Source organism: Sphaerospermopsis reniformis, assembly GCF_005402885.1.
In the GTDB taxonomy this organism is placed as follows: domain Bacteria; phylum Cyanobacteriota; class Cyanobacteriia; order Cyanobacteriales; family Nostocaceae; genus Sphaerospermopsis; species Sphaerospermopsis kisseleviana.
Genome location: NZ_BJCE01000145.1, coordinates 1 through 14131, shown reverse-complemented (window position 1 = coordinate 14131; position 14131 = coordinate 1). Strand labels below are relative to the sequence as shown.

Annotated in this window: 15 protein-coding genes; 10 read left to right on the top strand and 5 right to left on the bottom strand. The window is 39.8% G+C overall.

The annotated features are described in order from the left end of the window. The coding region (locus FFR48_RS18280) for a tetratricopeptide repeat protein (RefSeq protein ID WP_137668355.1) at window positions 1-940 on the bottom strand (940 nt) is incomplete at its 3' end. A 214-nt stretch (window positions 941-1154) separates the two neighbouring features. On the opposite strand from FFR48_RS18280, the gene FFR48_RS18275 reads away from it, so the two are divergent. From FFR48_RS18275 to FFR48_RS18250, 6 genes are all read left to right on the top strand, one after another. Continuing rightward, window positions 1155-1376, top strand: a complete 222-nt coding sequence (locus FFR48_RS18275; protein WP_137668354.1) for a hypothetical protein — start codon at window positions 1155-1157, stop codon at window positions 1374-1376. Then, window positions 1373-1792: a type II toxin-antitoxin system VapC family toxin gene (locus FFR48_RS18270; RefSeq protein WP_137668353.1), complete on the top strand. Its 420-nt coding sequence runs from the start codon at window positions 1373-1375 to the stop codon at window positions 1790-1792. Before FFR48_RS18275 ends, FFR48_RS18270 begins: the two co-directional genes overlap by 4 nt. A gap of 71 nt (window positions 1793-1863) precedes the next feature. Continuing rightward, the gene (locus FFR48_RS18265) at window positions 1864-2718 is read left to right on the top strand and encodes an ATP-binding cassette domain-containing protein (RefSeq protein WP_137668352.1); all 855 of its coding nucleotides are present in this window, start codon (window positions 1864-1866) and stop codon (window positions 2716-2718) included. After that, the gene (locus FFR48_RS18260) at window positions 2675-3529 is read left to right on the top strand and encodes an ABC transporter permease (protein ID WP_137668351.1); all 855 of its coding nucleotides are present in this window, start codon (window positions 2675-2677) and stop codon (window positions 3527-3529) included. Before FFR48_RS18265 ends, FFR48_RS18260 begins: the two co-directional genes overlap by 44 nt. A 19-nt stretch (window positions 3530-3548) precedes the next feature. Next, window positions 3549-4007, top strand: a complete 459-nt coding sequence (locus FFR48_RS18255; protein WP_096572458.1) for a MarR family winged helix-turn-helix transcriptional regulator — start codon at window positions 3549-3551, stop codon at window positions 4005-4007. Continuing rightward, window positions 3973-5238 (top strand): MFS transporter, encoded by a 1266-nt coding sequence (locus tag FFR48_RS18250; protein ID WP_096572457.1) that lies wholly within the window; start codon window positions 3973-3975, stop codon window positions 5236-5238. Before FFR48_RS18255 ends, FFR48_RS18250 begins: the two co-directional genes overlap by 35 nt. A 467-nt stretch (window positions 5239-5705) precedes the next feature. Here FFR48_RS18250 and FFR48_RS18245 read toward each other — a convergent pair whose 3' ends face one another. The 3 genes from FFR48_RS18245 to FFR48_RS18235 form a co-directional block, all read right to left on the bottom strand. Beyond that, entirely contained in the window at window positions 5706-6305 is a 600-nt protein-coding gene (locus FFR48_RS18245; RefSeq protein ID WP_137668350.1) for a thioredoxin family protein, read from the bottom strand. A 140-nt stretch (window positions 6306-6445) separates the two neighbouring features. Continuing rightward, window positions 6446-7354 (bottom strand): TauD/TfdA dioxygenase family protein, encoded by a 909-nt coding sequence (locus tag FFR48_RS18240; protein ID WP_137668349.1) that lies wholly within the window; start codon window positions 7352-7354, stop codon window positions 6446-6448. Between the two features lie 44 nt (window positions 7355-7398). Beyond that, the gene (locus tag FFR48_RS18235) at window positions 7399-8070 is read right to left on the bottom strand and encodes a glutathione S-transferase family protein (protein WP_096572454.1); all 672 of its coding nucleotides are present in this window, start codon (window positions 8068-8070) and stop codon (window positions 7399-7401) included. 363 nt (window positions 8071-8433) lie between these two features. On the opposite strand from FFR48_RS18235, the gene FFR48_RS18230 reads away from it, so the two are divergent. Then, entirely contained in the window at window positions 8434-8787 is a 354-nt protein-coding gene (locus tag FFR48_RS18230) for a DOPA 4,5-dioxygenase family protein (protein ID WP_096572453.1), read from the top strand. A 10-nt stretch (window positions 8788-8797) separates the two neighbouring features. Beyond that, a complete protein-coding gene (locus tag FFR48_RS18225; protein WP_137668348.1) occupies window positions 8798-9484 on the top strand; it encodes an HAD family hydrolase in 687 nt (228 codons plus the stop codon). A 247-nt stretch (window positions 9485-9731) separates the two neighbouring features. Here FFR48_RS18225 and FFR48_RS18220 read toward each other — a convergent pair whose 3' ends face one another. Next, window positions 9732-9965, bottom strand: coding sequence for an AbrB/MazE/SpoVT family DNA-binding domain-containing protein (locus FFR48_RS18220; protein ID WP_236104108.1), 234 nt, complete (start codon window positions 9963-9965; stop codon window positions 9732-9734). 535 nt (window positions 9966-10500) lie between these two features. Between FFR48_RS18220 and FFR48_RS18215 the strand changes: the two genes are divergently transcribed. Together FFR48_RS18215 and FFR48_RS18210 are read left to right on the top strand one after the other, a co-directional pair. Next, window positions 10501-11844, top strand: a complete 1344-nt coding sequence (locus FFR48_RS18215) for an LLM class flavin-dependent oxidoreductase (protein ID WP_137668347.1) — start codon at window positions 10501-10503, stop codon at window positions 11842-11844. A gap of 313 nt (window positions 11845-12157) precedes the next feature. Next, window positions 12158-13696 carry an amidohydrolase family protein gene (locus tag FFR48_RS18210; protein WP_137668346.1) on the top strand — a complete coding sequence of 513 codons (1539 nt, stop codon included), beginning with the start codon at window positions 12158-12160 and terminating at the stop codon, window positions 13694-13696. Window positions 13697-14131: the final 435 nt, after the last annotated feature.

Sequence of the window (14131 nt, the reverse complement as noted above, 5' to 3'; positions counted from 1 at the left end):
GGACAATTCCCCGGCCGATGTAGGCATTGGCATAGTTAGGATTAATCTTGATAGCTTGGTTGTAATCATCTATAGCACCTTGCTTATCTCCTAATTCATTACGGACAATTCCCCGGTTGTAGTAGGCTTGGGCATTGTTAGGATCAATATTGATAACCTGAGTGTAATCATCAATTGCACCCTGTTTATCTCCTAAATAATAACGGGCTTTTGCTCTGTAAAAATAAGCATCTTCATTATTTGGTTTCAGTTGCAATACTTGACTATAATAACCAAAAGCACCTTGATAATCTTCTTTCTCAAGACACTCATAACCCAATCGCATATATTCATCAACTTCAGAAGATGTCAAACTTTCTAAATAGCTGCGTAAACCCCCAGAATAAAGCAATTCATCTATTTCCACCAAGGCTTTACCAGTATTCGAGTTAATCATATTTGTTGGTAAAAATCCCGCCAAAATCAGATTGTATTCAGCCTGAGCTTCGCTAACTTCCTCTTGAATTAAAATACAAACTAGAACAGCATTTTTTTCAATTTCTTCTCGACTAATTGACCATTGAATTTTATCAAAATTGCCATTCCGGGCTTTAACCTGAATACCAATTGATGAGTCAGAAGTTAAGGTAAAATCAACTTTTCCATCACCACCAACGCGCTTTTCATAGTCAACTTCCGTGACAAAATCAGCTAAACGGGATTTAACAACTTCCTCACCCAGTTTCCCCTTCATGTTGTTGATAAAGTAATTTTTGGGGTCGGTTGGTTTATACTTTTTCACCATTTCCCAGCAAAAATCCCGTAATTGGTCTAACCTTTGACCAGAAATGACAGTTAATTCACTATGTTGGCCTTTTTCGTCACAGTGGAGTAATTTAGCAGATTTAAGTCTTTGAATAAAATCAGTCTGTTGTGCCTTGAGTGGTGTTGTCCAGTCCATATTGGTTTAAATTTACTCTAGCGATATTTTTAAATAGAATGTTAATGGGAAAATTTCAGCTTAACACCTCAAGACATCGGACAGGTAATTGCTCAAGTAGGGTAAATTTGTAAGGGCTAAAATCTATCCATAATAATAGTATAGCGATCGCTCTGCTTTAGTCTAAACTCCAGGCTGAAAGTACAATAAAATTATCCTTCATTTAAACCCCATCATGGTTATCCCAGAACTCGAACAACAACTCCTTCAGCTTTCGCATAACGATAAACTGTATATTATTCAACTCCTTGCCCAAAGCCTAACTACAGGCAATACCAACTCAGAAAAACCTATTAAAATCTCAGAATTTTTCCGTCAATCTCCCTTGGCTGAACTCACTGAAGAACTCGACTTGAACCGCGATCGCAGTCTACCCCGCGATACCTTCAACCCATGACCTACCTTCTTGATACTTGTCTAATTTCTGAACTTGTTGCCAAACAACCAAATCAAAAAGTTTTAGATTGGGTAGATGCCCAAATTCCAGAAACACTTTACCTCAGTGTAATTACTATTGGCGAAATCGCTAGAGGCATCTGTAAACTTACTCCATCTAAGAGAAAAGAATCTCTCACAACTTGGCTAAATGAAACCCTACCCAATCGCTTTGAACACAGAATCTTAACTCTAGATGTCTCCACAATGGTGTTATGGGGAAATTTAATCTGTCAACTAGAACAGAATGTCCGACCTCTACCCGCTATGGATTCTTTAATTGCCGCTATCGCACTTCAACACTCTCTATCACTTGTTACTCGCAACGAAAAAGATTTTGCTGGGACTGGGGTTGTGATCATTAATCCTTGGTCTTGACTTTTAGAAAAAATATGCCACACTAATATTTAGATAAACTAAACATTTGAAAAAGGAAGTGTCTCCCCATCGTGACTAGACTAACGGGAAACATAGACTCTTCGGTAACATCTGCGCGAGTCCCGCAATCCGTAATATTGCAAACCTTGGAACTGACGCGCCGCTTTGAAAAATTTACAGCCGTTGATAATTTGAATATCTCCGTTGCATCGGGAGAAGTTTTTGGTTTACTCGGTCCCAACGGTGCTGGTAAAAGTACGGTAATTAAAATGCTAACTACTTTACTGCCCCTCAGTAGTGGTAAAGCATACTTAGGTGGTTATGATGTGACTCGTCAACCCGATGCAGTCAGAAGGGTGATAGGTTACGTACCCCAAGCTTTATCAGCAGATGGTAGCCTGACAGGTTATGAAAATCTTTTAATATTCGCTAAATTATACGATATACCCGCTAGAAGACGACAACAGCAGATTAAAGATGTGTTGGAATTTATGGGTTTAGAGGATGCAGCACATCGCTTAGTCAGAAATTATTCTGGGGGAATGATTCGTAAATTAGAAATTGCCCAGGCTATTTTACATCAACCGCAGATTTTATTTCTCGATGAGCCGACAGTGGGATTAGATCCCGTAGCGCGATCGCAAGTTTGGCAGCTAATGGAACAACTGCGTATAGAATTTGGCACAACCATCTTTTTAACTACCCACTTTTTAGAAGAAGCAGATACTCTGTGTCACCGAGTAGTAATCATGAATCAAGGTAAAGAAATTATCACTGGTTCACCCACAGAGTTAAAAGCAGCCATCGGCAAACCAGATGCAACCTTAGATGATGTCTTCATCCAATACGCAGGTAATCAATTAATATCAGGAGTGAGCTACAGTGAAACTGCAAGAACCAGACGTAACTCTCAACGGTTGGGTTGAAACCAGGCATTCTCGACCAAAAGGTATTTTGTCTGCGATCAAAAACTTATTTACTAAAACCCTGATAATTACTGAGTTAGAGGTAAGAAAACTGCGTCATGATCCCAGTGATTTAGTAATCAGGGCTGTACAACCGGCTTTATGGTTGATCATTTTTGGGCAAGTATTTACTCGGACTCGCGCTATACCCACAGGTGATATACCTTACCTAGATTTTATGACTCCCGGTATTTTAGCTCAAAGTGCGTTGTTTGTCGCTATTTTTACTGGGGGAATGACATTAATTTGGGAACGGGATTTAGGAGTTGTGCATAAATTTCTGGCTGCACCCATACCCCGCGCTGCCATTGTTTTGGGTAAAGGAATTGGTTCTGGTGTACGTTGCTTTTCCCAGGTGGTATTTATTTACCTGTTGGCTTTTTTGTTAGGTGTAAACCTAAATCACCATCCTTTGGCTTTCTTGCAGGTAGTTTTGATTGTGTTTTTGGGTGCTGGTTGTTTTTGCACTTTTTCATTAATCATTGGCTGTTTAGTGAAATCACGGGAGAGGTTTACGGGAATTGGGCAATTAATCACCATGCCGTTATTTTTTGCCAGCAATGCGATCTATCCTATTTCATTGATGCCAAGTTGGTTAAAGCTCATTTCTCACTTGAATCCTTTGACTTATGAAGTGGATGCTCTACGGGGTGCAATGCTGGCGCAGGGTTCAAGTATTTATGGGTTCGGGTTAGATTGTACAATTCTCTTGCTAACATTAATAGGTTTAACCTACATCTGTGGACGACTTTATCCACGGGTGGCGATGTAATCTGGAGAAAAACGGTCTTATGAGTTTGGATAAACCCTCTAAAGAATGTGCCGCTAGGGTGATGGAAACTGTTCCCTTATTGATGCGGTTTATCCGAGACGAAATGCGATCGCACAGTGCAGACTCTTTATCTATACCACAGTTGCGATCGCTCGCTTTTCTCAATCGCAATCCCGGTGCTTCTTTATCTGAGGTAGCAGATCATTTAGGTGTCACCTGTGCTACAGCATCAACAACTATTGAAAGACTTGTACAACGTCATCTGGTGCAACGCACTGATAACCCGCAAGAAAGACGGCGAGTAGTTTTGAATATCACCAGAGAAGGCAAGTCTTTATTAGAACAATCTCAGGAAAAAACTCGCGCTCATATTGCCGAAATTATCGAGGGTTTGACACCGGAACAATTATCACAAATTGAAGCAGGTTTGACTTTATTAAAAAATGTCTTCGAGCAAACAGAAACAAATCCACCCTAAAGATCAGGCTGCACACGATCCTTTTGCAGCCATGAGATTTCGAGATTATCGGTTATTTACTATTGGGCGTGTTCTCTTGTTTACAGGGGGACAAATGCAGACTGTCGCCATTGGTTGGGAACTTTATGAACGGACAAATTCCCCGATGGCCTTAGGTGGGGTAGGACTGGCACAGGTTCTACCGATGATTTTACTGACATTCATAGCAGGTCATGTGGCAGATAAGTATAACCGCCAGCGTACTACCTTACTGGCAATTTTCATGCTGGCACTTTGTTCACTGGGTTTAGGAGTTATTTCTTACAGCAAAGGGGCAATTTTCCTAGTTTATGCCTGTTTAGCGTTTATGGGTGTAGCTAGGGCATTTTTAAAGCCTGCCAGTGATGCGCTGATGTGGCAGTTGATACCGACTCATGTGTTTGCGAATGCAGCAACTTGGGTAAGTAGTAGTTTTCAGTTAGCGTCAGTGATTGGACCTGCTTTGGGAGGATTTGCGATCGCTCTTTTCAAGAGTGCTACCCCAGTTTATATAGTAGCGGCGATCGCCTGTCTATTATGTTTCGCCTCTGTTGCAGCTATTAAACCTCAAAAAACCGACTTTGCCAAAGAACCAATATCTTTAAAATCCCTAGCTGCGGGGGCGGAGTTTGTTTGGAATAATCAAATTATTCTCGCTGCTATTACCTTAGATTTATTTGCGGTTTTGTTGGGTGGTGCAGTGGCATTATTACCCGTCTATGCCAAAGATATTTTACAAGTTGGTCCAGTGGAATTAGGCTATTTACAAGCAGCACCATCCATAGGTGCATTGATCATGGCCGCATTGTTGGTATATTTGCCACCTATCCGCAAAGCCGGACTTGCGTTACTGTGGTCAGTTGCCGGGTTTGGGGTGGTAACAATTATCTTTGGTTTATCCCGTTGGGTGTGGTTGTCGTTGTTAATGTTGGCGTTAACTGGGGCTTTAGATAGTATTAGTGTGGTAATTCGTCATACTTTAGTACAAATTAAAACCCCTGATCATTTACGGGGAAGAGTTGCGGCTATCAATAGTGTATTTATTAGTGCGTCTAATGAGTTGGGGGGTTTTGAATCTGGCGCGGTTGCGGCTTTATTTGGACCTGTTTTCTCTGTGGTTAGTGGGGGAATAGGTACGATTTTGGTGGTGGTTGTGACGGCGATGATTTGGCCGGAGATTAGGAAGTTGGGCGCGTTGCATGAGGATTTATAGTCAGAATCAGGATTTATAGGATTTACAGGATTTGATTATCTTAGGACTTGTGGACAAGTCACGAAATAATGAACCACGAAGATACGAAGGACACGAAGTTAAGAGGGTTTTAAAGAGATTTTGGGTAAGTCCTGTAGCTGTATTTTTTTCATCCTGTTAATCCTTTAATCCTGGGTATCCTGATATGGCTTGCGCCACGCTATCAGACATTTTCATCTATCTAATTTTCCAACCAGTTCTCCAATTGTAAGTTAGGAATATTACAGCAGTTTTCATGTCTTTAGACCACAGTAAGGGCGAAGCATTCGGATGATAGTCTTAGGTAAAAACCGATAATTAATTATCCGAATGCTTCGCCCCTACTAAATTTTAAAAAAAGCAAATTATATTTAAGAAAAGGCAAGAGATGATCCTCTCCTGCCTTCCGCATATTCTTGCTGTATCAAATGCCACTTATTATTGATTGATTACCCAACCGCTACAGGAACTTTATAATAAACCGGCTCATTCCCTGCTTTCCATTTAATATTACAACCAATACTCGGCTTTTGTTCCCAAATAATTTCCTGATCAGCTAAAACATAATTAATTGCTTTCCGTAAATCTTGTCCAGTTACAGGTAAACCATTTTTCGGACGACTATCATCTAATTGTCCCCGATAAGCCAGCTTTCTATTAGCATTAAATACAAAAAAGTCTGGAGTACAAGCTGCAAAAAAATCTTTAGCTGCTTTTTGACTTTCATCATAAAGCAAAGGATAGGATAAATCTATTTCTTGGGCAAAATCTTTAAGTAATTCTGGTGCATCATCAGGATGAGTATTAATATCATTAGAACTAATTGCTAAAATACCCACATTTCTATTTTTGTAATCTTGTCCTAACTTTGCTAATTCAAATTTGATATGTTGCACAAAAGGACAATGACGACTAACAAAGATAACTACCAATACTTTCTTATCAGCAAAATTCGCCAATGAAATCGTTTTACCTGTTACTATATCTGGGAGATTAAATTTAGGTGCTAAAGTTCCCAAAGGTAACATTGTTGAAGGTGTTAAAGGCATAAAATCCAATTCCTTTAATTTTCCAATTACAATTATTTAATGCTTTTAAACCTAAAACCTCTCTCCAAACCTCTCTCCTTGTAAGAGAGAGGCTTTGATTTCCCGCCTTCCCTAAAAGGAAAGGGGGTTAGGGGGTTAGGTCAAGCTGCTACAAGATTGGGAATATATGCGGAAGAATCTCCTTTAATGGCTTGACTATATTTACCATCAATTCCTAAAGGAAGATCACCAGCAATGGTTACACGCTGCACACGACGGGGTTGATCTCCATAATCGGCGATCGCATAATGTTGAGTAGCTCGGTTATCCCAAAATGCTACATCTCCAACTTGCCAACGCCAACGCACTGTATTCTCAGGTCGTGTAATATAAGATTGCAATAAGCGCAGAATATCGGCTGATTCAGTGGGAGATAAACCGCGAATTTGCCGCACAAAACCACCAATAAATAGACCTTTTTCCCCAGATTCAGGGTGAATTCTCACCACTGGATGCAGTGTTTCATACACCGTAGAAGTAAACACATCCCGGTAAGATTTCACTTCTTCCGGTATATCAAAGGCTGTGGCATAATCATAGGCATTACTATGTACTGCCCAAAGTTGATCCGCTAAATTCCGCAAATGCTCCGGTAAATCTTGGTATGCAGTCACTGAATTTGCCCAAATAGTATCCCCTCCCGCTGGCGGAATTACCAATGCCCGCAAGACTGAGCCAAGGGGCGGACGATCTACAAATGTAACATCGGTGTGCCAGTTATTCGCACGGGCAACGGTACGGCTGTAATCTAAGTCCAATACTTCTGGATATCCAGGAAGTGATGGAACTGTGGGATGTGCAGTAGTTATTTTACCAAAACAACGGGCAAAATTTACTTGTCCATTAGCATCTAGTTCTTGTCCACGGAAGAAAATGACTTTATATTGAACCAAGGCTTTTCTAATTTCGCTGATGATTTCATCACTAAGATTTTCAGCTAAATTAACACCTTTAATTTTTGCACCGATACGTCCAGCAATTGGTTTAACTTCTATGTTTTGATAACTCATAAATCTGTGTTCTCAATTTAGGAATAGTTGAATGCAGCGTTTGACTAAGCAGCTACAGGAACAGGAGCAGCAAATTTAGCATATCGCTCAATATAGAACTCTTTGGAGTGAGCGATCGCCTTTACCGATTCCCTTTCTTTAAGCGCGTGTTTCCACTGTTTCAAACGAGTAAATTCAGCAGGGATACCAAAGCCACGATAATGTTTAAGAGCGCCCCATCTTTCAAACCAGGGGAAAAAGGTAAAGTCAACCAAACTGATAGATTCACCAAACCAGTAGGGACTATCTCCCGAAAGTTTTCCTAAACCTTCATTTTCAATAAATTCTAGATGTTTGTAGAGTTCTTTTTTAGCTTCTTCTTGTTTTTGGAAATCTGGACTGCGTAACAGTGTAGAAAAAGCAGGAACTAATCTAGTATTAGCAAAATCTATCCAAATTCTAGCCTGAGCTTTGGCAATGGGGTTACTAGGTAAAAGCGGGGGGTTAGGAAACACTTCATCCAGATATTCATTAATAACTGCTGATTCCCAAATTCGATTTTCTCCATGAGTAATTGCAGGTACTTTTCCATAGGGAGAAACTTTTGTAAAACCTTCTGGTTTATTCTGTAAATCAATTTCAATCAAATCAAAATCAATCCCCTTTTCTTGAAGTACCAAGCGGGTACGGTGAGCATAAGGACAAACAACCGCACTATAAATTTTAATGTCAGCCATGTTTAAATTCCTTAGTAAATTAGGATTTGTGTTTGGGAAATTTGTTGACATGAAAAACCCAAATCTTAAATAGTCAGTAGTTACTTGCAATACCGAAACTGACGCAGACATAACTATCGCCAGTTATCTGTGCATCACCCTTGAGGGGGTTGAACAATTTATTGATGACTTGAGAGAAATCAGAAACTACAAATTGTTGACCGATTTATCGGGGATTGTGTTAGTAGTATTGCATGACTAAAAAGAAATTTCAAGTGGTTTTACAAAAAATCTGTGTTTGACTAAATTTATGGCTTACGAATGATTAGTATATCTAAATAATGGTTAAGTTATACTTGAGAGCAAGAGGTGAAATCAAGAACAATGAATACAAATACTGAGATTACTGGGTTTCATGCACATATTTATTTTGATACCGTCAGTCGTGAAGCGGCTGCTCGTGTCAGAGAAGGTTTAGGTGCTAAATTTGATGTAAGATTGGGGCGTTGGCATGAACAACCTATAGGACCACACCCGAAATCAATGTATCAAGTGGCTTTTTTACCACATCAGTTTGGTGAAGTTGTGACTTGGTTAATGCTTAACCGTGAAGATTTGGATGTTTTAGTTCACCCAGAAACGGGAGATGATGTCAAAGATCATACCGATAATGCTCTGTGGTTGGGAGAAAAACTACAGTTAAATATTGAGTTTCTGCAAAGGTTGAAAACTATTTAAACTTACCAAAATGCTTTATCGCACAGTCCTTTTTGACCTAGATGGAACTCTAACTGATCCTAAAACGGGGATTACTCGCTGTATTCAGTATGCTTTATCGGAACTTGGTTATCAACCACCAGATGCTAATGAATTACTTTGGTGTATTGGACCACCTCTAAAAAGCAGTTTTTCCCAGTTATTGCAAACCTCTGATGACACATTACTGGAGGAGGCAATTTCACTATATCGTAGTCGCTTTTCTACAATTGGGTTATGTGAAAACTCTCTTTATCCGCAAATTCCCGAAACCCTAAAAATTATTCGTGCTGCTGGTTATCAGACTTTTGTAGCGACTTCTAAACCTCAAATTTATGCTACACGCATTATTGAATATTTTGATTTAGCACCTTTGTTTGATGGTGTTTATGGTAGTGAATTAGATGGTAATAGAAGTGTAAAAGGTGATTTAATTTCCTACATTATAGAGAGGGAAAGTCTTTTACATTCTTCTGTAGTTATGGTAGGCGATCGCTCTCATGATATTATTGGAGCTAAGAAAAATAATATTGCTTCAATTGGTGTGACTTATGGCTATGGAAGTAGGGAGGAATTGGAAGCTCATAAAGCTGATTTAATTGCTGATTATCCAGATGAGATTCCTACATTAGTAAGCTGTTGTGCAGCTAGATTGTATAATAGGGAATTAGGTAACTAAGAGGTTGTCTTAAAAGTTTTCGGCGAATATAATTCGCTACTACACAAACAAAGTCCACCTGCGTGGACTAACGAAAAATTAAGGATTTGAAACTTGCGTAGGCAGGTTTTGTCTGTGTAGATGTGATTTTTAATCGCCTAAGTTAGACTTTTCAAACATCCTCTAAGACAGATTTATTCACTTAAATACTCCTGTCTGCGTTCTTGGATGAGTTCATCTACCAAGTTTCTATCAGGTGATTTATCTTTTAATATTTTAATAAACCTCTTAATTTTTTAACTTGTTGTTTGAGGCTGACTAATTGGAGTTTTCCGTTATCTTCCAGAGTTAAAATTAATCTATCTCCAGATTGTAAATTAAGTATTTGTTGGATTTCTTGGGGTAAAGTTAAACGTCCTTCCGGTTCAATATCAAGTTTATAGTGTTGAGGACTTGATAAATTAGGAAGTGTCATAGCTTGATATTTCCTTATTTTATACATATTTCTAGTTTAGCAAAAATCAAAGCCTTCGTAAGTTGGGAAAATTATTTTCATTTATTTACTACCTGTACTCTGGAGTTTTTATACTTATATTTTAAGCTACTTTTATTTTACTCAGTAGTTAATACAAGTATAATTGTACTATATATTTTTTAAATTGAGCGATCTGCTTGCAGCAGCGCTTCGCTATCGCCCACTCTGCACACTCTAGAGCCGTCAAATATTTAGAATCTCTAAAAATTAGCCGCCAATAAATTTAGTTCACCATATTTTTTATAAAAAGGTACTTGCTTTTTCATGAGAGTTATGAGATTCTACTATTAATCTACGATAAATCAGTCGAGATACAGTAGTTTTATCAACAACCCACCACTAACGCTAATGCCTATAACTATAGCTAAGGAGTTGAAAAAGCTTTCCCAACAAATAAATATCAAATATGCGGCAGTCACATTGACATATCTGACAACTGCTATCCCAGAAAATTTTTATCATCCTATATTCATTGAGTAAAGAATATTACTTGGAGTCTCCGATGGGCAAACAACAAAAACAACTAAGACTAGGTGCATTTTTACCCGGAGCAGGTCAGCACGTAGCAGCTTGGCGACATCCTCAAGCACGGAGTAATGGCGCTCTCAACTTTGAGCATTATAAACAGATAGCCCAGACAGCCGAGCGCGGTAAATTCGACGCATTTTTTCTAGCTGATGGTTTAGCCTTACAACATCGTCCCGGTGCAGAAGGCCGGACAGCCTTTGGTGGAGACTTTGAACCTGTAACCCTATTTTCAGCCTTGTCTGCGGTGACAGAAAAGATTGGTTTTATCGCTACAGCCTCTACCACCTATGAAGATCCCTATATTCTCGCACGCAAATTTGCTTCCTTAGATCATATCTCCGGGGGGAGAGCCGGCTGGAATGTAGTGACAACAGGAAGTAGTGAAGCTGCTGGGAATTTCGGTTTAGAAGCCCATCCTATTCACGCAGAACGCTACATCCGCGCCCACGAATTTATTGATGTGGTTAAAGGTCTTTGGGATAGCTGGGAAGACGATGCTTTTGTCCGTGATAAAGAAACAGCTTTTTACTATGATCCCAATAAAATACATCAACTTAACCATAAAGGTAGATTCTTTTCCGTGCGCGGACCATTAAACATTGCCCGTCCGCCCCAAGGTCATCCTGTAATTGTACAAGCAGGTTCTTCTGAAGATGGTAAAGAATTAGCTGGTAAAACTGCCGAAGTGATATTTACTGCTCAACAAACCTTAGAAGATGCTCAAGCCTTCTACGCAGATGTTAAAGGTAGATTAGCAAAATATGGACGTACTCCGGATCAACTCAAAGTTATGCCCGGTGTTTTTCCAGTGGTAGGACTAACAGAAGCAGACGCAAAAGCCAAATATCAGGAATTACAGGATTTAATACATCCCCAAGTTGGTTTAGCTTTATTACAAGGACTGATAGGGACGGATCTTTCTGCCTATCCCCTGGATGGACCATTGCCAGATTTACCAGAAACCAATGATAACAAAAGCCGCCAAGCATTATTAATTGATATTGCTCGTAGACACAATTTTACCATTCGGGAACTGTATCAATGGATTGCAGGAGCGCGTGGTCATTGGACAATTATCGGTACACCAGTACAAATTGCAGATCAACTAGAAAGCTGGTTTCTCAATGACGCTGCTGATGGCTTCAATATTATGCCTCCTTATCTTCCTGGTGGATTAGATGATTTTGTTGATTTAGTAATTCCTGAACTACAACGTCGGGGTTTATTCCGCACTGAGTATGAAGGTACAACTCTGCGGGAAAATCTGGGTTTATCTCGTCCAGTTAATCAATTTCAAAAAGTATTAGCAGCAGTTTAAATAATTGGATTTCGCGCAGAGACGCAAAGGAGCAAAGTTTTAGATTTTAAATCCAAGGTTAAAGAAAATTTATTGTTCCCTTAGATCCCGTCAGCACAGACGTTAAAAGCCTACCGGAGTCTATGCAGACTATCGGAAAGTTAGGCTTGTCCAAAAAACAAGAATCTTCAATCTCACGTATTAAACCCAAGTCAAAATCAACAGCATGATCTCCCACAGATCCCCGATTTTTTGAAAATTCATAACTTTTAAATTCTGCAATTGTTTGAGAAGTCAGGGATCTAAGTTGTCTTGTAACTTTTCTAAGGAAAATATGACTAAATATAGCAAATTGAAAAGCTCTCCCTCCGCCGCAGTTAGAGCCAATCTGGATTATCCTGTCATTGATACTGATGTTCACACTAATGACTTTACTCCTGCCCTTGAGGATTATATTGCTCACTACGGCGGTGTGAAGCTGGTAGATGAATTACGCAAGGCTGAATCTTCTCGTCTTAATCCCAAGAGTGAAGGTAAAGACTGGTATCAACAAACTCCTGAAGAACGTCAATATAACCGGACATTGCGATCACCTTGGTGGGCTAGAGTTACCCGTAATACTTTAGATTTGGCTACCTACACTCTCCCTGCATTACTCTATGAACGTCAAGGGGAGCAAGGTTCAGATTATTCTGTATTATTTCCCAATAATGCCTTAGCTGCGGCTGGTGCAAGTAAGGAGAATCGGCAATTATTGCAACGGGCAATTAATCACTATCATGCTGATATTTACCGCAAATATAGCGATCGCCTAACAGTAGTAGCTGGTATCCCCATGACTACCCCCCAAGAAGCGATTGAAGAGTTGGAGTTTGCTGTAAAAACACTGGGGCTGAAAGTGGCAAATATCCCTGGTGGTGTGAGACGGCCAATTAAGGCGATCGCAGATAAATACCCAGCCGATCAATTCCCAGAAATTGGCAAATATGCCTCTTACATTGACTTTTTCGGGCTAGATAGCGAATATGACTATGATCCCTTCTGGGCTAAAGCCGTTGAATTAGGTGTACCTCTCACCACCCATTACGGTAGTCAAGGATGGACTGGACGCTCCTCCATTAGTAACTACATGAACAACCACATCGGTCACTTTGCTGATGGTTCACAAGCATTTGCCAAAGCATTGTTCTTTGGTGGTGTAACTAGACGCTTCCCCCAATTGCGTATCGGTATGTTGGAAGGTGGGGCAGATTGGGGCGCTCACGTCTACATTCATTTAGTAGACCGTTTCTCCAAGCGCAATTTAGAAGGACTGCAAAACTATAACCCAGATTTAGCTAATCCTGATGAGTTGTTTGAGTTGTTTGCACAGTATGGTGGAGAAATTACTCAAGGACATTCCCTCAGCAAAGAGGAATTGACTAAAAGTGTGCTAGGAGCTTCCTTCAACCGTCACAGTCGTTCACCAGTGGGTAGCGAATTGGAAGATTTTGGTGCAGCAGGGATTCAATCAATTGAAGATATACGCGATCGCTGGGTGAATAGTTTCTTCTTTGGTTCTGAATCAGATGATCGTACTATTGCTGCGGCATTCAACGATAAAGCCAACCCCTTGGGAGTCAAAATTAACGCCATTTACTCCTCTGATGTTGGTCACTGGGATGTACCCGATCTCACCGCGCCTTTAGCTGAAAGCTGGGATTTGGTGAGAGAAGGCGTAATTTCTGAAGCTGACTTCAAAGCTTATGTATTTGGCAATCCCTATAAATTCTACACCCAAGCCAACCCTGATTTCTTCAAAGGTACAGCCGTAGAATCTAAACTACCTAAGACCGAATCTCAAGTAGAGAACAAAACCTTGGTGGGTGTGTAAATGACCTGGTGAGGTTGCGCCAAAAAAAAAGAGTATCCAATCTTCTGGGATGGGCATCCTGCCCGTCCTTGATCCCACATTCCGCACTTCATAAAGTAGCATAATTAAACTACATTATCAGGTAAAGCCAAGACAGGTGGCATCCATTGAAGCTATTCAACAAAGTTTAGTGGAAAATTTTGGAGACATAAAACCCACATTCCGCAGATATTGAAGCAGATTAAATAATTATGAATTGTCAAAATAAAAAACCTGAAACGGTTATCTGGTAATGATTTCAGGCTAATTTAGCGTAAAATCCCACATTCCGCAGATATTGAAGCAGATTAAATAATTATGAATTGTCAAAATAAAAAACCTGAAACGGTTATCTGGTAATGATTTCAGGCTAATTTAGCGTAAAATAATAAGCGTCAAATAGATAATGGAATTGCC